The 19,753-nt window shown below is 59.6% G+C and carries 17 protein-coding genes; 13 read left to right on the top strand and 4 right to left on the bottom strand.

From position 1 onward, the window contains the following. Positions 1 to 90 precede the first annotated feature (90 nt). From NLY37_RS08650 to NLY37_RS08680, 7 genes are all read left to right on the top strand, one after another. Positions 91 to 1,119, top strand: coding sequence for a DGQHR domain-containing protein (locus tag NLY37_RS08650; RefSeq protein ID WP_023741190.1), 1,029 nt, complete (start codon positions 91 to 93; stop codon positions 1,117 to 1,119). Next, positions 1,109 to 2,740 carry a radical SAM protein gene (locus tag NLY37_RS08655; RefSeq protein WP_023741191.1) on the top strand — a complete coding sequence of 544 codons (1,632 nt, stop codon included), beginning with the start codon at positions 1,109 to 1,111 and terminating at the stop codon, positions 2,738 to 2,740. Before NLY37_RS08650 ends, NLY37_RS08655 begins: the two co-directional genes overlap by 11 nt. After that, complete coding sequence (locus NLY37_RS08660; protein WP_023741192.1) at positions 2,737 to 4,308, top strand: ATP-binding protein; 1,572 nt, start codon at positions 2,737 to 2,739, stop codon at positions 4,306 to 4,308. Before NLY37_RS08655 ends, NLY37_RS08660 begins: the two co-directional genes overlap by 4 nt. Positions 4,309 to 4,504: 196 nt before the next feature. Further along, complete coding sequence (locus NLY37_RS08665) at positions 4,505 to 6,292, top strand: PIN-like domain-containing protein (RefSeq protein WP_031246002.1); 1,788 nt, start codon at positions 4,505 to 4,507, stop codon at positions 6,290 to 6,292. A gap of 15 nt (positions 6,293 to 6,307) precedes the next feature. Beyond that, positions 6,308 to 7,957 carry an ATP-binding protein gene (locus tag NLY37_RS08670; protein WP_023741194.1) on the top strand — a complete coding sequence of 550 codons (1,650 nt, stop codon included), beginning with the start codon at positions 6,308 to 6,310 and terminating at the stop codon, positions 7,955 to 7,957. A 277-nt stretch (positions 7,958 to 8,234) separates the two neighbouring features. Then, positions 8,235 to 8,591: a Rho GTPase-activating protein gene (locus tag NLY37_RS08675; protein WP_023741195.1), complete on the top strand. Its 357-nt coding sequence runs from the start codon at positions 8,235 to 8,237 to the stop codon at positions 8,589 to 8,591. Positions 8,592 to 8,612: 21 nt separating this feature from the next. Continuing rightward, positions 8,613 to 10,808 carry a CHAT domain-containing protein gene (locus tag NLY37_RS08680; protein ID WP_023741196.1) on the top strand — a complete coding sequence of 732 codons (2,196 nt, stop codon included), beginning with the start codon at positions 8,613 to 8,615 and terminating at the stop codon, positions 10,806 to 10,808. Positions 10,809 to 11,137: 329 nt separating this feature from the next. Here NLY37_RS08680 and NLY37_RS08685 read toward each other — a convergent pair whose 3' ends face one another. Further along, entirely contained in the window at positions 11,138 to 12,322 is a 1,185-nt protein-coding gene (locus NLY37_RS08685; protein ID WP_023741197.1) for a tyrosine-type recombinase/integrase, read from the bottom strand. 112 nt (positions 12,323 to 12,434) lie between these two features. Between NLY37_RS08685 and dusA the strand changes: the two genes are divergently transcribed. Then, positions 12,435 to 13,448, top strand: a complete 1,014-nt coding sequence (gene dusA, locus NLY37_RS08690; protein WP_280938680.1) for a tRNA dihydrouridine(20/20a) synthase DusA — start codon at positions 12,435 to 12,437, stop codon at positions 13,446 to 13,448. A gap of 5 nt (positions 13,449 to 13,453) precedes the next feature. On the opposite strand, the gene NLY37_RS08695 is transcribed toward dusA, so the two are convergent. Both NLY37_RS08695 and NLY37_RS08700 read right to left on the bottom strand, forming a co-directional pair. Then, on the bottom strand, positions 13,454 to 14,158 hold the full coding sequence (locus tag NLY37_RS08695; protein WP_023741199.1) for a TIGR02281 family clan AA aspartic protease: 705 nt from the start codon (positions 14,156 to 14,158) through the stop codon (positions 13,454 to 13,456). Positions 14,159 to 14,171: 13 nt separating this feature from the next. Continuing rightward, the gene (locus NLY37_RS08700) at positions 14,172 to 14,405 is read right to left on the bottom strand and encodes a DUF1289 domain-containing protein (RefSeq protein ID WP_023824914.1); all 234 of its coding nucleotides are present in this window, start codon (positions 14,403 to 14,405) and stop codon (positions 14,172 to 14,174) included. A gap of 186 nt (positions 14,406 to 14,591) precedes the next feature. Here NLY37_RS08700 and NLY37_RS08705 point away from each other — a divergent pair, with 186 nt between their 5' ends. Then, the gene (locus NLY37_RS08705; protein ID WP_023741200.1) at positions 14,592 to 15,584 is read left to right on the top strand and encodes a nicotinate-nucleotide--dimethylbenzimidazole phosphoribosyltransferase; all 993 of its coding nucleotides are present in this window, start codon (positions 14,592 to 14,594) and stop codon (positions 15,582 to 15,584) included. A 9-nt stretch (positions 15,585 to 15,593) separates the two neighbouring features. Here NLY37_RS08705 and NLY37_RS08710 read toward each other — a convergent pair whose 3' ends face one another. Further along, positions 15,594 to 17,117 (bottom strand): sensor histidine kinase, encoded by a 1,524-nt coding sequence (locus NLY37_RS08710; protein ID WP_023741201.1) that lies wholly within the window; start codon positions 17,115 to 17,117, stop codon positions 15,594 to 15,596. A 75-nt stretch (positions 17,118 to 17,192) separates the two neighbouring features. On the opposite strand from NLY37_RS08710, the gene NLY37_RS08715 reads away from it, so the two are divergent. The 4 genes from NLY37_RS08715 to NLY37_RS08730 all read left to right on the top strand — a co-directional run bounded on the left by NLY37_RS08715 (position 17,193) and on the right by NLY37_RS08730 (position 19,719). Beyond that, on the top strand, positions 17,193 to 17,816 hold the full coding sequence (locus tag NLY37_RS08715; RefSeq protein ID WP_023741202.1) for a thermonuclease family protein: 624 nt from the start codon (positions 17,193 to 17,195) through the stop codon (positions 17,814 to 17,816). Positions 17,817 to 17,855: 39 nt separating this feature from the next. Then, positions 17,856 to 18,467, top strand: coding sequence for a glutathione S-transferase (locus NLY37_RS08720; RefSeq protein WP_023741203.1), 612 nt, complete (start codon positions 17,856 to 17,858; stop codon positions 18,465 to 18,467). After that, positions 18,467 to 19,084 carry a uracil-DNA glycosylase family protein gene (locus NLY37_RS08725; RefSeq protein WP_023741204.1) on the top strand — a complete coding sequence of 206 codons (618 nt, stop codon included), beginning with the start codon at positions 18,467 to 18,469 and terminating at the stop codon, positions 19,082 to 19,084. Before NLY37_RS08720 ends, NLY37_RS08725 begins: the two co-directional genes overlap by 1 nt. Positions 19,085 to 19,227: 143 nt before the next feature. Further along, positions 19,228 to 19,719 (top strand): Lrp/AsnC family transcriptional regulator, encoded by a 492-nt coding sequence (locus tag NLY37_RS08730; protein WP_023669013.1) that lies wholly within the window; start codon positions 19,228 to 19,230, stop codon positions 19,717 to 19,719. Positions 19,720 to 19,753: the final 34 nt, after the last annotated feature.

Consider the following 19,753-nt stretch of genomic DNA (forward strand, 5'->3'; position numbering starts at 1 on the left):
GCGCAAATCACAGCCTGCCCGGGTTGACTTGCATACCCTTGCTGCGAAATATGCACTCTGCGAATGCAAATGTTGCAGAGAGGGAGTGCGATGACGCAATCCTATGTCATCCCGTGCACGATGGGAATGTCGGCAGATCGACCGGTGCTCATCGGCTTCGCGCCCGCGAATCTGCTTCATGCCTTCAGCTTTGCCGACGTGCTGAATGAAGACACCGAGCTTGGCTACCAACGGCGTTTCAATTCACAGCACAGCCAGGACTTCCGTCGCTACATTCGCCAGCCCGGGGCATCAACCATACCGCTCACTCTCAACCTTCGGCCCGAGGAATCCGGCTGGCGGGTTGTCGAGCTTGGAGCCGGTCAAGCCCGACTCGAGATCGACCCCGCTGCGGGCAAGATCATGGCGCAGGTCGATTGTCAGCACCGGCTTGGTTGCCTGGAAGACCTCGAAATTTCGCTGCCTTTCATGTGCTATGTCGGTCTCTCGCTCAAAGAGGAAATGGAAGTCTTCAGCACCATCAACAGCAAAGCCAAGGGTTTGAGCACAAGCCTTCTCGACTTCCATGATGCACATCTGGCTGCCGACCTCGCAAAGGATCGGCCGGAACTATTCATCGCCTTGCACCTGCACAATGATCCGGACTCGCCGTGGTGTCGGCAGCTCGACCTTGGTGGCGCGGCAACATCGGGCATGGCCCGTCGAGCATCGCTTCGCACCATGCAAAAAGCGATCAAGCGGTTTCTCGCCGCAAGCAAGGCGCTCAAGACGCGCTCCCCGGAGAAGGTGGCCCAGATCGTCCTGTCGTTCTGGAGGGCGGTTGCCGAAGTGTTACCGGCGCAGTGGTCAACGCCGCGCAAGCATATCCTGACCAAGGGGGTTGGCGTCTATGCGTTGATGGACATAGCTGCCGACCTCTACAACGAAGCGGACGGTTCAGCCAAGCTCGACCGGGGCTACTTCGTCAACAGGCTTGCGGACTTCGCCCTCGAGGTGGATTGGACAACAAGTGGTCGGCTGAAGGGATTTGGTGGCGAAGGCGGCGTGCGCGAGGCCGTCGAATACATTAGGGCAACGCGCAGGCGCCCGCATCTGAAAGTGGTCGCTAATGGCAAATAAAAACATTCTGCTGATCGAGCCCGGCTACAAGAACAAATATCCGCCACTCGGATTGATGAAGATTGCCCAGTACCACGGCCCGAGAGGCAAGCGCGACAAAGTCCGTTTCATCAAAGGCGAAGACCGTTCGGTGATGAGCCAAGCGTGGGATCGAATTTACGTCACGACACTGTTTTCATTCGAGTATCCGAAAATCTCCCAGTCAATCGACTTCGCCCTGGAGGTAGCCAATGGGCAAGCCGACAAGGTTTTTGTCGGTGGTATCGCGGCCTCGCTTATGCACGAGCGGTTCCTGGAGGAGCGCAAGTGGCACGGAATCCGCTTCATAAAAGGGCTGTTGTCCGACGCGCCGGCGGTCTCACTGCAACTGGACGAATTTGCGGAGGAACTTTATTCGGACGACGTGGGAGGGCGCCCGATCGAGGATCTCGTACCGGACTACGACATTCTCTCCCAGATAGACTACAGGTATCCGGTCAGAGACGCCTACTTCGCCTACACATCGCGCGGATGCATCCGAAAATGCCATTTCTGCGGTGTTCCCAAGCTCGAGGGCATGCAGCGCGACACGGAATCCCTGACTGACCTCGTCCGCGCCATCGATGAACATTATGGTCCCAAGAAGGATCTCATCCTGATGGACAACAATGTCGTCGCGTCGCAACGGTTCAAGGAAATCATTGCCGAAATCCGCGACCTTGGTTTCGTGCCCGGTGCCAAGCTGCTCAGACCTGGCATGAAAGTCGCGGTCCAACGTCGCGTCGACTTCAATCAGGGGGTCGATGCGCGCATCCTTTGCAAGGATCCGATGTATCTTCGCGAGCTTGCCAGCATCTGCTTGAAGCCACTGCGCATTGCTTTCGACCACCTTGGTGTCAGAAAGCCATATGAGCAGGCGGTCAGGTACGCCGCCGAATATGGCCTGACCGAACTGTCAAATTACATGCTCTATAACTTCCACGATGGTCCGGAAGATCTTTTCGAGCGCATGCGCCTCAACGTGACGCTCAACGAAGAACTCGGCATCCGGATCTGGTCATTTCCCATGCGATACCAACCGACCAATCGACCGGACCGCGGTCATATTGGCGAGAAATGGTCCCGGTACCAGCTGCGTTCGATGCAGATTGTCCTGCAGGCCACACATGGAATCGTCAGCGGCGCCCCCGAGTTCTTCAAGCGCGCATTTGGAGATACGTTTGACGACTACGCCCGTATTCTCCTCATGCCGCATGATTTTATCTTCAACAGGAACTGGTATGAGCATCACGACCCTGACCAGAAGCTCCGTGAGTATCAGGCAGAGGTTTCGAAACTCGATAGTTATGACCGCGCCGAGCTGCTGGAACTGCTTTCTTCGCGCGACCCTCGCGAATTCATCACACTGAGCGAGAACGCCTCTAACGACCGGGTGCGACAGATCCTGCGTTTTTATGTTCCTGCATCGAAGGACGAACTGACCGCCATCTGGGCCAGGCAGAAGGAGATCGTGCGCTTGCAATCCGTGTCGGATCTCGGTCTGGCCGAGGACGAACGCGTCGAAGACGCGGGTCTAGACTACGATGAGGATGTCCAGGCTGTGAGTATTGAACAAAAAGTTAGACCAAGGGCTGTTGCATGACTTCGGAACCCGTTTCCCGCCTCAACAGGGCCGCTCTTCTGGCGGCCAAAAGCGCTGGCGAAACTGAAACGCTCGAAGAGGTCGTCATCGGCCGTGACGTACTCGAATTGGTGTCGAGCGCGATGTACGTCGATCCAATGACCATCTATCGCGAGTACATCCAAAATGCGGCCGATGCGATCGATGAGGCGCGCGCGCAAGGGTTGATTGGGGTCGACGAAGAAGGCGCGGTTTCAATCTCAATTGATCCTGCTGCACGCTCGGTTCTGATCAGGGACAATGGGGTGGGGCTATCTAATGCCGTTTTTCCCCGCAAGATGGCAGCTCTTGGAGCGAGTGGTAAGCGTGGGACAAGCGCTCGTGGCTTCAGGGGGGTCGGCCGACTCGCAGGGCTGGGTTACGCCCAGGAACTGGTCTTTCGGTCGAAGACCGCGGCCGACAATTCTGTTTCCGAACTGACATGGGACTGCCGGAAGCTGAAGACGGCGCTGCGCCAGTCAGAGGGGGACTTGCAGGACCTGATACGGTCAGTGGCAACGCTGCGAAAGAAACCAATCGCGGACTATCCCGAGCGTTTTTTTGAGGTCGAGCTTCGTGGCGTCGTCAGGTTGCGAAGTGATCGGCTGATGAGCCCGACGGCTGTTGACGAATATCTTGCCCAGGTCGCACCGGTACCGTTTGCCCCCGAGTTTCATTTTGGGCCCGAGATACGGCAGGCGCTGGCCCCGGTGGTAGACCTTGGCGAGCTGATGATCCGCGTAGGCGGAAACGAGCGTCCGGTCTACCGACCCCACAGAGACCTCTTCCGGGATGACGGCGACAAGACAATATCATTCGACAGACTATCGGTCAGCAGCATCCCCGGCATCAATGGCGAAACGGCCGCAATCGTCTGGGTGCTTCACCACAATTACGAGGGTGCCCTGCCAAACGCTGCTGGGGTCAAGGGCCTGCGGCTGCGTTGCGGAAATGTTCAAATCGGCGAGCATTTCTTGCTCGAGGAGCTGTTTCCCGAAACACGTTTCAACGCCTGGTCGGTTGGAGAAGTGCATGTCGTCGACCGCAAGATCATCCCCAATGGTCGGCGCGACCACTTTGAACAGAACGCACACTACCATAATCTGACGAACCAACTGGCGCCGATTGCCCGTGAGATCGCAAAGCATTGCCGCACGAATTCGGTACGCCGCAAATGGCAGCGCGAGTTCGAGATGGGTGTAACGTCTGTTCGTGAAATGTTGGACGTGATTGCTCAAGGCAGCCTCGGTGCCAAGAGCCTGAAACAGGTAGCCTTGTCGGCCGATCAAAGCCTCATGAAAATGACGAAGATTTCCGAAATGGAGATTTTTGTTGAGCACCCGGAGCCACACTGGCAGGCGATCGCAGAATTACGCGAGGCTCTTCGCAAGGTGATGGCGGACGAGCGCGAAGTGTCGTCTCCTCTCATGCGTTTGCCCGATGATGAGCGACAAAGATTTGAGAACTTTTTCGAGCTAGTCTACGAATGCTCCTCAAATCGCGTTGCTGCGAAAGCATTGATTGATAAGATCTTACTACGGCTGGCATAATCGTTGGGCCTGTAGAGAAACTCGATACGCAAGGTCGCACGTGGCCCAACAAAGCAGACTGAAAAGCGGCCGCGCCCGAGCACGGCCAGATAAACCTGTACGACAGTGGAACGGCTCCCTCATCGGTGGAGAGCCGGAGAACGCCGACGATTATCTTCTCAGGCTTCGCCGATCGCTCACGTTACAGCAGACAAGGTTGTATTTTGACACATCGTTCCTGATGTGGCTCGCCAAAGCTGGTGAACCTGTCCGTGCCCAGTTTCTCGCGTGGCAGATGTCCGTAGGAAAGGAGCGCTTCCATGTGCCGCTGTGGGCAGCGCACGAATTCTTCAAGCACCGGCTGAAAAACACCGTGCGCGCTGAATTTACCTCGGATGTAAAGGCGTTCGAGAAGGCGGTTTCCAATCTTTACGAGAAGCTTAGGCTATACTGTTCCGATGACCTGTTCGGGTTCAAGAACAGTGGGGCTTTGTTCCTCGACGAGTATACGCGCACAGTGCAGCCCGTTCGCGGAATGCTGCAGCTCGCCCAGCAGTCGCAGCAATTCGAAAATGGCGTCCAATCAGTGTCGTCCTTTATTGACGAGTATCTTCTCTCCGGCCCGCTTGATGATCTTATCTTGAATGTGGACACCGACGAGCGGGTGCGGAACCGAGGCGTTATCCCACCGAGTTTCAATGACGCCCACAAACGGGGCGGCCGTAGGTCGGATGCTCATAATGAGGACGATCAGTCCGCTGGTGACAACAGCTTTGGCGATCTGATTTTCTGGCGAGAGATCCTGCGACACGCCGGTTTGACGCGCGCCACCACGGTCATCATTCTGACGGCCGATCGGAAAAACGACTGGTTCGAGAACCAGCGTGGGGACAAGGGCCTCACCGAGACAGTTCGCAGGCTTGTGCAAAATCCAAGGCCGGTTCCCGCTGCGCATCCCCTCCTAAAGCGGGAGGCTTTTGACAAGGGTGTTGGCGAACTTGTTCTCCTGGATCCGATGTATTGTGGCGTTCTCCTTGAGACCGCAGGGCAGAACTATAAGATCTTTGCAACGGCGGCTTTGGACACCCAACTCCCCAAACTTCCCGGTAAGCCGACTGCGGCACGCAGCTGGGTTTCGCGGTTTGGCGCCGCGGTCAGCCTTCTTGGAGGGAACGCCGCGGAGACCGATACGGACGCGCAGGACGAAAACGACGAGTTGATTGTGGAGGGGAAGCCGCTCGACCCCACCGCATTGCTTTTGGACAGCCTCAAACCCTCCGCCGAGATCTCCAAAAAGGCGGCCACCCTGTTGATGTCATTCCTGAACGCCAATTTGGCCAAACGGGTCGAGATTCTCGATGGGCTTGATTGGGAACAGCTGCAGGAATGGGAGCCAAACGCGATCATAGCGCTTGGTCGGACTTTGATTAGACGTGCCGAAGCAGGCGACCCGGCGTCCATCGATTTTCTGTCGAAGTTTCGGGACTTGGCGCCAGCTCTGCCCGAGTTCGTGCGTGAAAACTTCTATTTTGGGGCATTGGGTGGTTTGTACTACACCGACGAGCTTGCCCTGCGACCGCCATCCAACTCGTCGGTTGCGCTTGCGCTGCTCGACCTGGTGACGCTGCCCGAGGTGCAGCACGCGGTGTCAGCGCTTGGTGAGTTCCTCGCGAATGAGACTCTCCTTTATCGGCCGGGCGCGGGCAAGACACCGCTCACCGTGGAGGTTGTTGCCAAGCCCTCTGCCGACAACAAGTCGAAATCCGACCTCCAGGCGATCAAACTTTCTGGTGTCAATCTCATCACGACGTTGCAGGATGAGACGCCTCATCGCTTCACGCAAATCCTGGGAAAACCCGATGGACCGTTCGACATGAACGTTGGGACACTGGTCGACCTCGTTGCGCGTTACCATCGGCTGCCCAGGCAGCTTATTTCAGTCAATATCGATGTCGACCAACAGGTTCGCGTGCCGGAGTACGCCGGCATAGAAGTCGATCTCTAAGCGGAGATATGCGTCATGGCGCTCAGCACCAGGATAAGGCCACGTACTGGCGGCAAGGCAGTACCGCTGCCGCTTATCGGTTCATTTCTGCTCGAGTCGATCACGACCGGCATGTATGGTGAGCGCAAGAATGCGATCAGGGAGTATATCCAAAACAGCTACGACGGAATCCAGGCAGCAATCGAAACCAAGGTCTTGCGCCCCGGTGCAGGGAAGGTCACGCTTACCCTCGCTCCGGATGGAAAGGCCCTCGTCATCATGGACAATGGCATCGGTCTTCCACACCGAGTCGCCGTCAACACGCTCACTGCAGTTGGCGCCTCTCGGAAGGAGCGCGGCCGACAGGCTGGGTTCCGGGGTATCGGTCGCCTTGCCGGCATTGCATTCTGCAAGACGCTTCGCTTTCGGACAAAGGCGGCAGGCGATGATGTAGAAACAATCGTCGAATTCAATTGCGAGCAGCTGCGGAACGGAATGCTGAACTCTGGCCGCAAGCCGGCTGCCGAATTGATTTCTGCATGCACGACCTACCATCAGCCGGAGGTTTCGGATGAGCGTTCGCATTATTTCGAAGTCTCGCTTGTCGGCTTGAGGAATGCGCCGGTGGAAGCGACCGATGCGCTTCAGCTCAAAGCATTTCTATCGCAGGTCGCTCCCGTCGACTTTCATCCCGATTTCAGGAATTTCCGCGACGAAATCCTTGAACAAGTCGAGGATATGGAAACACCGCAGGTGCCAGATCCGCCAGACGAAGATGACGAAGATACGCCAGACTGGACGGTGCTGGAGGACGATGCCAGTACGATGCTTGAGCGTATTCCCTTCAACTACATTTCTGTGTCGATACGCAGTGGTACGCCCGTCCGTGAGGACCAGGTGTTCAAGTCTTTTCGTAAGAAGCTCGGTGTCGATGACAGCGACAACGTCCCAATTACAGAGGTTACCGTAAAAACAGGCAAGAGCGGTGCGTGGTGGGCCTGGATTGGCCATAAGACAAAACCTGGGCAGTATCAGGAAGAAACCGTAAGCGGCCTACGATTGCGGCTCAAAAACATCCAGGTCGACGGAAGCGAACTTATCTCTCTCGTCCCAACGACGAATGAGTTGAGGTCAGCGTTTCGTTGGTCGAACTGGTTCATTGGCGAAATCTATATCGATCCTCGGGCGGTGGTCCCCAATGCGCGGCGCGACAACTTTGAAGAGGATCCGCGCTGGCTCGCTATTCGCGAAGAATTGGATTCCGTGTGCAAAGAGCTGACTTCGGAAGCGCGGAAGATCTCAAAGGACCATCAACGCTCAGTTGAGGTTCTTGACGCCAAAGCCGAGAAGCTGCGAACTGACTACCTTAAAGTCACGAACGCCAAGTCGTTCGACGTCAAGAAGGCGGAAAAAATTCTTCGCGACAGCGAGTCCCTGCAAAAGGATGTCGAGAAGGCAAGTGTTGGCGCTCCGTCTTCGGAGCAGCTTCGCTTGAAATCGATTACCAAAGAGCTGACGCAGATTCGGGTGGGTATCCTTGAGAAGCCGAGCACGCCTGAATACGGTCGCTTCCGTGCCACGATCAAGGCGGAGTTCCTGAAGGTGACGCTGTCGATCCTGAATCAATATCTCGAGATAGATCTCTACCAGGACATCAAGGAAGAGCTCGAGAAAAAGCTACGATGACAGTGTCGGCGTCTCTTCGCGTAGCGCTTGGGTAGCGCAACGAAGTGGTCCAAGCAGCTAGGCCGTCCAAATTGGGATTCTGTCGCTGCCCCACATCTCAATGTCGACGCAGAACGTGTACTTGACCGCCTTCGCGCCATCGTGCTCGCTCGTTCGGAGCCATTTGTCTGAGGTAATAAGGCAAGCTGACGCCGAACAAAGCCATGGTTTGTCAGCCAGGTGTTGTCGGCACAGGAAACGCCCACCGGGGCGTGGTTTCAGAAGGACAGATTGCCGTATGTCGAAATACACACTCGACGACTTGGAAAAGGCGAAGGCCGAGTTGAGCGGCTGGAGCAAGCGCTTTGACGATTATACAGGCAACAATCCGGATAAATACCAAGCCGACATACGGTCCGCTCGCGAGAAAGTGCGGGAAGTTGAATCAGCCCTCAAGGATGACGGAACGCTCCCGAAAAGCGATCATGAGAGGGTTGAAAGCTCGCTCGACCATTTATTTCCGAACGCGCGAAGCAAGGAGATCGTGGAATACGAGGGCCAAAAGTACCAGCGCCGCTTCGCGCCCCTTGAGTGGTCACGGTCGAGAAAGTCAGTGACCGTCTGGCACAAATCGTGGGTAAAGTTGCCAGATTGAGAACATAGGCGATCCGACAACATGCCGAAGGCCAAAACTGCCCTCATCGAACCTCAGATACTCTATTTTATCGTCGTGGCTGAGGACGATCCAATGAAAGTGAGCCCATTGCAGGGCTTCTCCTTCGGCATGACGGCTGCAGCCAGTCTATTCCACCCCATCGTCAGTCTTCCGGCAGACGTCATTGAAATGGCAATGTCGATCGATGTCCAGGCAGGCCGGCGAACCAACGGGACCGGCTCGTGGCAATGGACGCCTGCTGCTGCTTATGCGCTGGAGGGCCTGAACGTTCCGCCTGAAACGCCTTTTTGGGTGATGCTGACGCATGATGCGCCGACTGCAAGCAAGGTCGACCGCTGGATCCAGACACAACGTTATCGTCCACTTCACATCAGCGAGGCAAATGCCAAAGGCCGCATCAGCCTTGAAAATGCTGACGCAACGCGCCTGCTCGCTCATTTTCGGAAAATCCTGTCGCTCGTGGTTCAGGACAAGCCCACGATCGATCATCGCATGGTCAGCCAGGGTTTGAAGAACTGGACCCCCCGCCTACAAAGTCCCTTCGCAAGGCCGGTGCCGGAGCACAATATTTCTCTTCCCAACGTGATGGCCCTCCAAGGCGTCGGCTATTCATTTGAAGGTTCGGGACCTTTCGTGGGGGCGGATCCTGCCGCCTACATGAATTTGATTGCTGAACTGGCGAACCAAGTCCTCGATAGGCGTGAGCGCACCTACTCTTCGCCGGCCTTTCGGACCACGCCGCCGCAACCGGACATATATGTCACCGCGCCGTCGCTCTACAGCGACGTCTACGAGAACGGTCTCAACCTGGCGCTCGGGCCTGATAGAGCGCCAGTTCGCGATCTCCTGCAAATGATGCGGAAGCAGACAAAGTATCAGATGCACGGAAGCGGCAAGACCTGGTCTGCCATCATCAAGAGCGAGGCTGCGCAGGCAGTCCTGCACCTGCGCGCAATGGAAACCAAGATCCAGGTGGTCGCCGCAGGTCTGACGGCCGCAAGCACGCTTTCCGCCACGGTGCGCGTGCCGCCGGCCGTCAATCGTGCACAGGGAGCAATTCGTCAGCTTGCCAGCCACGCGCGAACCGAGAGGATCAAACCGCCTGCGAAGCTGGTCAAGACGTTCAGTGACGTCCAGCAGAGTCTCGCCAAGGCAGTTGGGCCCGAGTTGTGCGCGGTGATCGAACGATCCAGGATTGGGGTGAAACTCATCACCGACGTACCACTTGAATGGCTGCCGCTCGGCAACCTGCCGCTGATGTTGCGCAAGGACGTCTCGAGGATCACAACGACCCCAGGAAATCTGCTCATCGGCCTGTTGGCACGTAATCAACTCCTGCACCTTGCGGCTGATGCTTTCCGCACCGTGCTGGTGATCTCAGCGCTGGATCCAAGTGAGCCAATTGCCAATGTCCTTCTGGAAACGCTCGCGCATTGGGGGCCGACCTATGGTGACAAAATCTCGGTCAAGGTGGTGAAGGTCACGACGCGACGCGAATTCGTTGCGGCCCTTAATGCTTTTGCCGGCGCGGTGGTGGTCTTCGACGGCCATGGAACGCATGACCCCGTGAAGGGTTTCGGCACGCTCACCATCGGTCGCGAGGACATATCGATCTGGGAGATGCGCAACGAAATCCGAGTGCCTCCTGTTGTCATTCTGAGCGCATGCGACACCCAGGCGGCGGCCCGCTCGCATGCCACTACGGCCAATGCCTTCCTTAATGCTGGGGCAATGACTGTCGTAGCAAGCCTGTTGCCGGTGAGAGCCTATGGCGCGGCCATGTTGATCGGCCGGCTTATCTGGCGGCTTGCCGAGTTCTTGCCTGCGGTCACGGGCAAAAGGGGAAGGGCCGTCCTTTGGAGCGAGGTCATGGCTGGCATGCTCCGCCTACAGCTGGTGTACGATCTCCTCATGCCACTCGTGGATCAGAGGCTGCTCATCAAGCAACAATATAGGGACATCACCATGCAAGCCATTTTTGCAACCGCCAATCGAGAACCGGATTGGTGGGACGAGGCGCTTAACAGTGTGGGGTCGATTTTGCGGTTGGACGCCGCGGCGTTGGACAGTCTGGGAAGGAAGGTCGTAGCGACATCGGACGCGGTTCGGTACACCCAGGTCGGCAATCCCGAGCGTATTGTCATCAAGTCTAAAGCGCTGCTGCAGGAGGTCGGCTACGACACGTCCTCTTTTTGAGCGAGAGCTGTAGTTGACGAAGGGGCGCTGGGGTTCGCGCCACTCGAACCTGGACAGTGGGCCGTTTTTGAGAGCGATATATCGTTTTCAGCGAGCGGGGATTGTCGGTGCTGACCTTAACGGAGCGGTTGCTGGCGACGCGCATTAATGCGCCTTGGGCTCCAGCATCGAGCACACACCGCCAAACGTTGGAATCGAGCAGGGCCCGTGAAGTCCCTCCGCTCTGCTGATCAGTGCTCCACGCTCTCAACATTCCTTGCTCGGCAGGGTCGCCGGACATGGCGCCAGGCCGCAAGCAGAGCCTAATTGGGCGTCTATCGGCGTGGCCTTCATCGCTGTTGCTGACCGCCACCAATGTTTCGGTCGGAACGCCGTCGGCGTGGGAATTCGCCACGCCGCACGAGTTTCAGGGCGGGGTCTTTTTTCGTCACCTCTGCGAGCCATATCCAACCGTCGTACTTGTCTCCTGTTTGGCGCAAGTGCGTGTAGCGCTTGAGGGATGTCCAGGATCGGTGTCCGGAGTTTGAGGCGACCCGTGGGATGTTAAGGCCAAGCTCGAACAATCTCGAAACGCCATCGTGCCGCAGGTCATGAAAACGAAGGTCCTCGATACCCAGGATCTTGCAGGCTCGCGTGAAGGACGCGCCGACCGCGTCCGTTGTGTACGGGAAGATTTGTTCCGCAACGCTGGGCATGGCTTCGACTATCGCCAATGCTTCCTCCTGCAGGTCGCACCAGATATCGTTCCCAATCTTCTGGCCTGGGTTCTTCATGTCGCGCACGAGTACGCGCCTGCCTTCCTTGTCCAGGTCTTTCCAGACGATTCTGATGATCTCCTCCTGCCGACGGGTTGAGAAGATGGCGAAGGCAATGATCCGATGCATCGGAATGGAGGACGGTGTAGCGGATGACCGGTCCTTGAAATGCTTCATGAGCTTATCGAGTTCGACGAGCGTTGGGCGACGGTCGCGTTCTCGGCTTTTTGTTGTTAGCCCGAGCCTGTGCGCAACGATCCAGGCGTCTTGCATGGCCTGCCGGTCAAGCGGGTAGTTCCAGGCAGGACGCGCTATGGCGAATACTGCGCCCAGATGGGCAAGATAGTTGGAGACGGTCTGCGGCTGAACGCCCGTCTCGAGCTTCTCGCGCGCGAATGCGACTATGTCGGTGCTCGTGATCGAGGCGCATAGCTTGTCGGCGATATCGAAATCCTTGATGCTCTTCAGTACCTGGGTCTTCGTGCGGCCGATCTTCTTATTGCTTTCGCGAACGTAGCGATCTATCGCGTCCGCGAGTGTTGGGACTCGGTTGTCGTTCGACTTGGTTTGCAGTTCGGATTCCAAGGCTTCGGGCTGCCCAAGATGCTCTTCACGTTGCCTGAGCCAGGCGGAAGCGGTTGATCGGCGCTCGAAGGTTTTGTTCTCACGCAGAATGATCTTGCCGCCGCGCTTTATGACAATCTGTGCGAGCCATGCTACAGAGCCATCTTTGCGTGAGCGCTTTACGATGGTGCCCATATCGGTACAACATCCCCTTCGGCGGTACAACATTTGTTGTACCTTTCGAGAAAAACGGTACAAAATCGAACGAAACGAGACAAGCATAAAAGTGACTGAAAAGGCCTAAGTAGTGGAAAAAGAAAGGAAATCGCAGATTGGCGCATCTCAGCGGATCGCCGTTGCGCCGATGATGGACTGGACCGACCGGCATTGCCGGTTCTTCCACCGCCAGCTGACGCGGCGTGCGCTGCTCTACACCGAAATGGTGGTAGCGGACGCTGTCATCCATGGTGCGCGCGAGCGGCTGCTTGGTTTTGACGAGACCGAACATCCGCTGGCACTGCAACTCGGTGGCTCCGATGCGCAAAAGCTGGCCGAGGCGGCGCGCATCGGCGAGGCGTTCGGTTACGACGAAATCAATCTCAATGTCGGCTGTCCGTCCGACCGGGTCCAATCCGGCACGTTCGGCGCCTGCCTGATGAAAGTGCCTGACCTCGTCGCCGATTGTGTGGAGGCGATGAAGGCGGCGGTGACAATCCCGGTGACGGTCAAATGCCGCATCGGCGTCGACGAGCAGGATCCGGAGCCCGCGCTCGACGCGCTGGCCGACGGCGTCTTCGCGGCCGGCGCCGACGCGCTGTGGGTGCATGCGCGCAAGGCCTGGCTGGAGGGTCTGAGCCCGAAGGAAAATCGCGACATCCCGCCGCTCGACTATGACAGGGTCTATCGCCTCAAGGCGGGAAAATCGAACAAATTCATCGGCATCAATGGCGGCGTTCAATCGCTCGAAGAGGCGGCTCGCCACCTCGATCATGTCGATGGCGCCATGCTTGGCCGCGCCGCCTACCACACGCCAGGCATCCTGGCCGGCGTCGACGCGGCATTCTACGGCGGCAAGGCCGGCGCCTACGATTTTGCCGCGCTGATCCACACGATGGCCGACTATGCGGCGCGGCATATCGAGCAGGGCGGGCGGCTCGGCCACGTCACTCGCCACATGGTCGGGCTGTTCCACGGCCTGCCGGGCGCGCGCCGCTTCCGGCAGATACTGTCCACCGACGCGACGAAACCCGGCGCCGGACCGGATGTGCTGAAGGCAGCGTTCGCTGCCGTCGATTTCGACCGTGTTGAAAAGGCCGCTTAAGCAGTTCAGTCGCGTAAGATCATCCGGTCGCCGCGCACGTCGAAACCCGACAGCGAACCGATGAAGTTCATGCCGAGCAGGCTCTGGCTGAGCGCGCCGGGCGCGGCGACCATCACCTGCATGTTCTTGCGCACGATGCCGCCGATCGCCAGTTCGTCGGTGCGCACCGAAGCGGCGCGTGCCATGCCATTGGCGGTCGAGACCGGGACGGTGAAGCTCAGCGCTGCCGGATTGAAGCCGGCCGCCTGCGCGTCTTCGGCGGTGAGCACTGTACTGGTCGCGCCGGTATCGACGACGGTGCGGATCGGCACGCCGTTGATCGTGATGCGGGCCTCGAAATGGCCGCTGTCGGCCTTGTCCAGGGTCACGGTGGCATGGCCGTCCTCGACGCCGAGCGCCAGCGGGCTGCCGGGAACGAGGCCCGCCGTCACCCGGCTGGCGAAATCCTGCAACTCGTAGCGGTACTGGTAGCCGGCGACGAGCGCCAGCACGATCAGGGCCCACGTGCCGAGATTGCGGGCCATGACGCCGAGCGGCCTGCCGGACCGGACAAGGCCGGCGCTGACGAGCAAGCCGATCGCCCCCAGCCAGACCAGACGGCTGAAATCGTAATTCTCGATGCCGAACGTGCTGCCGGCGTCGTTGTTGATCATCAGCAGCACCAGCCCGAGGCCGATTGCCGCCATCACGATCCAGAACAGTCGGTTCATTGGACCTGCCGCCTCAAGAGAGGACGTCGCGCTCGCGCGCCATCCGGCTGCGGCGTGTTTCCCGGCGCGGCCGGCGCTCGACCGTTTCCAATCGGGCCGGCAACTCGGCCATGACGCTGCGGCGTACCTCCGGCGTCATGCCCATCCAGGCGCCGATTTCATCGCGCGTGCGGCCACAGCCGAAGCAGAAGCCGGTTTTCATGTCGATCGAACAGACCAGGATGCACGGGGATTCGATGGCCGTCATGACTTTCTCTTGAAGGCTCCGTCCGGAATCCTCATTTCATCTCCACATGGTGCAACGGCAAAGCCAATGCAAGCCCTTCGGAATGCGGCGCGGGCAACCGCTTTCGCGCCAATGTCGAGGGGAGTTGTGCCGGCCGGGCAAGGCGGTTATGCCGCTGATCAACCACAGGGGATGATCAGGACCGACATGACCAGCGCGCTGCCCTTCGACGATTTTCGCAATCTGCTGGCGAGCCTGCCGCCTGCCGATACAGTCGTGGAAAACAGGGTGCGCACCCTGTTTTCCAAGGCCGACAAGCCGAAAGCCTCGCTTGGCCGTATCGAGGACATCGCCGCCTGGCTTGCTGCCTGGAGCGGGCGCGCCCCGCCGGCGGTGAACCGGCCCCTGGTGGCGATCTTCGCCGGTAACCATGGCGTGGCCCGCCACGGCATCTCGCCGCGCCCTGTCGCTGCGACCGCCAACGCCGTTGAGCTGTGCGCTGCCGGCGGTGCGGCAATCAACCAGATCTGCGTCGCCAACAATCTTGGCCTCAAGGTGTTCGATCTGGCGCTGCACATTGCGACCGCCGACATCACCGAGGACGCCGCCCTCGACGAACGCGGCTGCGCCGCCACCATGGCCTTCGGGATGGAAGCCATCGCCGGTGGCGCCGATCTGATTTGCCTCGGCGATCTCGGCGTCGGCAACTCCACCGTTGCGGCGGCCTTGTGCGCTGCCCTGTTAGGTGGCAGCGGCGCCGACTGGGTCGGCCCCGCCTCCGACGCGGCCATGCAGGCGCGCAAAGCTGATGTAGTCGATGCAGCCGTCGCCTTCCATGGTGCGGCTCTGAAGGACCCGTTGGAAGCACTGCGCCGGGTCGGTGGCCGCGAGTTTGCGGCCATTGCCGGCGCCATCCTCGCCGCCCGGATGCAAAAAATCCCGGTGCTGCTCGACGGCTTCGCCGCGACCGCCGCCGCTGCCGTGCTGCATGCCGCCAACCCGGGTGCGCTCGACCATTGCCTGCTGGCCAGCCAGTCGCCCGAACCCGGCCAAAGGCTTGCCGCCGAGCGGCTCGGCCTCAGGCCGCTGTTCGATCTCGGCATCAGCCACGGCGAAGGGGTAGGGGCTGCCCTTGCCGCCGGTCTGGTCAAGGCGGCGGCGCTTACCAGTTCGGGCATGGCGGCGGCGGTCAAAGCCTAGAACAAGCTGTCAACGTCGGCGGGCCGCCGCCACGGTCTTGGTTGGCAGCGCCGGCAGTTCCTCCATCACTCGGGCGAGCGGGAAGATGGCGATTGCCTCGGTGCCTTCGCGCAATTTCGACTGAAGTTCGAATTCGCCGCCATGCATGGCGAGCAGGCCCTGCACAATCGGCAGTCCGAGCCCGGTGCCCTGTTCGGCGCTCTTGATGGCGATCGAGCCCTGGCCGAAGGCGGACAGCACGATCGGGATTTCGTCTTCCGGTATGCCCGGCCCATTGTCCTTGACCGAAATGTACTGGCCGCCGCCCGCCGTCCAGCCGACGCGCACGCGAACTTCGCCGCCGGTGGCGGTGAATTTGATGGCGTTGGACAGGAGGTTGAGCGTGATCTGCCGCACCGCGCGCTCGTCGGCGAACAGCCGCGGCAGGGCACTTTCGAAATCCTGGACGATGCGGATGTCCTTGTTGCGCGCCTTCAATTCCATCATGTGGCAGCAATCTTCGGCGATGTTGAGCAGCATCACCGGCTCTTCGTTGAGCTGATAGCGGCCGGCCTCGATGCGAGACAGATCAAGGATTTCGTTGATCAGGTCGAGCAGATGCTGGCCGGAATCGTGCACGTCGCGGGCGTAGTCGCGATAGGTCGGGTTGCTCATCGGCCCGAGCACCTCATTGGCCATCACCTCGGAAAAACCGAGAATGGCGTTGAGGGGCGTCCTGAGCTCATGGCTCATAGAAGCAAGGAAGCGCGACTTCGCCAGATTGGCGTCTTCGGCCCGCCGACGAGCTTCGTCCGACATCGATTTCGCGGTCTCCACCTCGGCGAGCAGCGCATCCTTTTCGGAGCGAAAGGACAGAAGTATCAGCGACGAGCGGTTGAGATGGCGCGCGATATAGGCAAAGAACGGCAATGCCGCGACCAGCAGGGCGACCATGATCGTCCCGACCGGCACCCAAAATTTCGTTTCAGCATAGGCATAGACCGCCACCGGAACGACGAAGGTGGCAAGCAGAGAGCCGCGCAAGGACGACGCCATGATAGCGGTCGCCGCCATGGCCAGCAGCAGCACCACCGCCTTGGCGGCCTGGAACTGGTCGATCTGGCAGGTGGCGCAGCCGAGCCATGCGAACCACGCCCAGCCGAGGCCGCACAGCGAATGTCCGATCAGGAAATCCCTGCGGGTGTGAACAGGATTGAGCTCGGCGGCTTCGGTGCGCTCGACGCGGCGCGCCATGAAGGCGACGATCGAATAGCAGATCAGGGTGAACAGCGCCCAGACGCTGATCTGTTTGTCCACACCGGCCAGCAGCCCGGCCGCCGCGACCGCCAACACCAGCAGTGGGATGACGGCTGCGCCGCGCACCATGGTCCCGGCATGCAGCTTCAGCAGTTCACGGTCGAAGTCGAGATTGCCGACCTGCTGCGAAAGACGGTCGCGCGTCTTGCGCACCGCGCGCGCCACATCGCTGTTGCGGTGCGGTTTCCGGCGGTCCACAATGAATTTATCCGCTGTGTTCGAGCGTAGCAGAGGCATGGAAACTTCGATTTATGCGCGCAGCGATCTCAATTCGTTAAGCTACGTTCGAATGATTAAGAGACTGTTTGCCATATGAGCCGTTCGTGGTCGCCAAGGCCGCGCCGGCGATACTATCCGCCGCCGCCGCGAAGCCTGTGGCGCAAGCTGCTGGATTACGCGCTGACGGTCATTCTGCTCGGCCTGCTGATCCTGCTCGCCGCACGCCTCGACCGTTTCGAGACGCGCAAGGCGCAAGGGGTGGCGATCGTCAACGATGGCGATTCACTCACTCTTGGCACCGAACGTATCCGCATGCGCGGCATCGACGCTCCGGAATACCAGCAGATCTGCCGTAGGGATGGCGCAGACTACGCCTGCGGCAGGCTGGCGCGCCAGGCGCTGGTGCGGCTGATATCAGGAAATCCAGTGACCTGCAGCGGCTGGCAGCGCGACCGCTACGGCCGCCTGCTCGGCGATTGCAAGGCCGGTGGAAAGGATCTCAACCGGGCCCAGGTTGAGGCCGGCTGGGCAATTGCCTATGGCGATTTCGACACCGAGCAGGCCATTGCCCGCGCCGGCAAGGTTGGCATCTGGGCCGGCACGTTCGATCGGCCGCATGACTGGCGCGAAAGCCACCACGGCGGCCCGCTCGAAAGAAAGCACGGCACCCTGGCTTCGGTCGGTGACGCCTTGCGAGAGATGTTTCGCTTCTGGTGACGAGCACTATAGTTGAAGGACCAGATCGGGAGGATAAGCATGAAACTGTTCGACGGCGGCCGCGCCCCCAACCCGCGGCGAGTACGGGTTTTCCTCGCCGAAAAGGGCATCGCAGTGCCGCTGGTGCCGGTCGACATGGGTGCGATGGGGCACAAGCAGGAGCCGGTCAGGTCGCGCAACCCGCTGCAGCGGCTGCCGGTGCTCGAGCTCGACGACGGTACCATCCTCACCGAATCCGTCGCCATATGCCGCTATTTCGAGGAACTGCATCCCGAACCGGCGCTGTTCGGGCAAGGCGCGCTCGGCAAGGCCAAGGTCGAGATGTGGCAAAGGCGCATGGAGTTCAATCTGCTCAGCTGCGTCGCCCAGGCTTTTCGCCACATCCATCCGGCGATGAAGGAATGGGAAATTCCGCAGATCCCCCAATGGGGCGAGGCCAACAAGGCGAAAGCGGTCGAATTCCTGAAACTGCTCGACCCCGAACTGGCAAACCGCGAATTCGCCGCCGGCGACGCCTATTCGATCGCCGATATCACCGGCATGATCGCCATGGATTTCATGAAACCGGCGCGCATCAAAGTGCCGGACGAGTGCACAAACGTGCTGCGCTGGTACAGTGCCGTCTCCAGTCGCCCGAGCGCTTCCGCCTGATGGAGGCGGCACTCGAACGCCTGACGGCAAAGGTCCGCGCCTGCCGCATCTGCGTCGACACTCCGGTCGGCAGGCCGCTGCCGCACGAGCCGCGCCCGGTGCTGCTGCCATCATCCAGCGCCCGCATCCTGCTCGCCGGCCAGGCGCCAGGCACAAAGGTGCATTTGTCGGGCATGCCGTTCACCGACGCGTCCGGCCACCGCTTGCGAAGCTGGCTGGGCGTAACCAGCGAGGAATTCTACGACACGGAAAAATTCGCCATCGTGCCGATGGGCTTTTGCTTCCCCGGCCAGGACGCAAAGGGCGGTGACCTGCCGCCGCGCCGAGAATGCGCGCTGGCCTGGCGCGCGCCGCTGATAGCACTGATGCCGCAGATCGACCTCGTTCTGACAATCGGCTCCTACGCGCAATCCTGGCATATGGGCGCCACGCGCCGGCCGTCGCTGACCGAAACCGTGAAGGACTGGCGCACCATCTGGGATGCGCCGGCCAGCCCGAAAGTGCTGCCGCTGCCACACCCGTCATGGCGCAACTCAGGATGGCTGAAGCAGAATCCATGGTTTGAAATGGATTTGCTGCCGTTTCTGAGATCGGAAATCCGCTATCGCATAGATTAGACTTTAAGCAACATATCACTCGCTTTTGTGCCATCCGGCAGAATTTCTTTCTTGTGAAAGGTCGAAATAAGAGGGAATATAGCCAATCTATTCCCAAAGCGCGTCGCGCCCGAGGGAACGCGGCCTGCACCAGGAGCACCTCAATGGATCGCCTCGACAGAAAAATTCTCCGCCTCCTGCAGGAGGACGCGACGCTCGCGGTTGCCGATGTCGCCAAGAAAGTCGGCCTGTCGACGACGCCGTGCTGGCGCCGCATCCAGAAGCTGGAGGAAGAGGGAGTCATCAAGCGGCGCGTCGCCATCCTCGACCACGAAAAGGTCAATGTGCGCGTCACCGTCTTCGTGTCGATCCGCACCAATTCGCACAGCCATGAATGGCTGCGGCGTTTCTCGGAAGTCATCCAGGAATTTCCCGAAGTTGTCGAATTCTACCGCATGAGCGGCGACGTCGACTATCTCCTGCGCGTCGTGGTGCCCGATATCGCCGCCTATGACGCCTTCTACAAGCGGCTGATCGCCAAGATCGAGATCCGCGACGTGTCGTCGTCCTTCGCCATGGAGCAGATCAAGTACACGACCGAAATGCCGCTCGACTACATGCTGCTGGACAAGGAATCCGGCGCCAACGCGGCCTGAGCGCGGTTGTCTGTGACCGGTCGGTGACGCTGCA

Origin of the sequence: Mesorhizobium sp. C395A, assembly GCF_030323205.1 — a bacterium.
Taxonomy (GTDB): Bacteria; Pseudomonadota; Alphaproteobacteria; order Rhizobiales; family Rhizobiaceae; genus Mesorhizobium.

What these genes read in the sequence shown, in the direction of transcription:
- NLY37_RS08650 (WP_023741190.1), top strand. Translation starts at nt 91, where the DNA reads ATGACGCAATCCTATGTCATCCCGTGCACGATGGGAATGTCGGCAGAT.
- NLY37_RS08655 (WP_023741191.1), top strand. Translation starts at nt 1,109, where the DNA reads ATGGCAAATAAAAACATTCTGCTGATCGAGCCCGGCTACAAGAACAAA.
- NLY37_RS08660 (WP_023741192.1), top strand. Translation starts at nt 2,737, where the DNA reads ATGACTTCGGAACCCGTTTCCCGCCTCAACAGGGCCGCTCTTCTGGCG.
- NLY37_RS08670 (WP_023741194.1), top strand. Translation starts at nt 6,308, where the DNA reads ATGGCGCTCAGCACCAGGATAAGGCCACGTACTGGCGGCAAGGCAGTA.
- NLY37_RS08675 (WP_023741195.1), top strand. Translation starts at nt 8,235, where the DNA reads ATGTCGAAATACACACTCGACGACTTGGAAAAGGCGAAGGCCGAGTTG.
- NLY37_RS08680 (WP_023741196.1), top strand. Translation starts at nt 8,613, where the DNA reads ATGCCGAAGGCCAAAACTGCCCTCATCGAACCTCAGATACTCTATTTT.
- NLY37_RS08685 (WP_023741197.1), bottom strand. Translation starts at nt 12,322, where the DNA reads ATGGGCACCATCGTAAAGCGCTCACGCAAAGATGGCTCTGTAGCATGG.
- NLY37_RS08695 (WP_023741199.1), bottom strand. Translation starts at nt 14,158, where the DNA reads ATGAACCGACTGTTCTGGATCGTGATGGCGGCAATCGGCCTCGGGCTG.
- NLY37_RS08700 (WP_023824914.1), bottom strand. Translation starts at nt 14,405, where the DNA reads ATGACGGCCATCGAATCCCCGTGCATCCTGGTCTGTTCGATCGACATG.
- NLY37_RS08705 (WP_023741200.1), top strand. Translation starts at nt 14,592, where the DNA reads ATGACCAGCGCGCTGCCCTTCGACGATTTTCGCAATCTGCTGGCGAGC.
- NLY37_RS08710 (WP_023741201.1), bottom strand. Translation starts at nt 17,117, where the DNA reads ATGCCTCTGCTACGCTCGAACACAGCGGATAAATTCATTGTGGACCGC.
- NLY37_RS08715 (WP_023741202.1), top strand. Translation starts at nt 17,193, where the DNA reads ATGAGCCGTTCGTGGTCGCCAAGGCCGCGCCGGCGATACTATCCGCCG.
- NLY37_RS08720 (WP_023741203.1), top strand. Translation starts at nt 17,856, where the DNA reads ATGAAACTGTTCGACGGCGGCCGCGCCCCCAACCCGCGGCGAGTACGG.
- NLY37_RS08725 (WP_023741204.1), top strand. Translation starts at nt 18,467, where the DNA reads ATGGAGGCGGCACTCGAACGCCTGACGGCAAAGGTCCGCGCCTGCCGC.
- NLY37_RS08730 (WP_023669013.1), top strand. Translation starts at nt 19,228, where the DNA reads ATGGATCGCCTCGACAGAAAAATTCTCCGCCTCCTGCAGGAGGACGCG.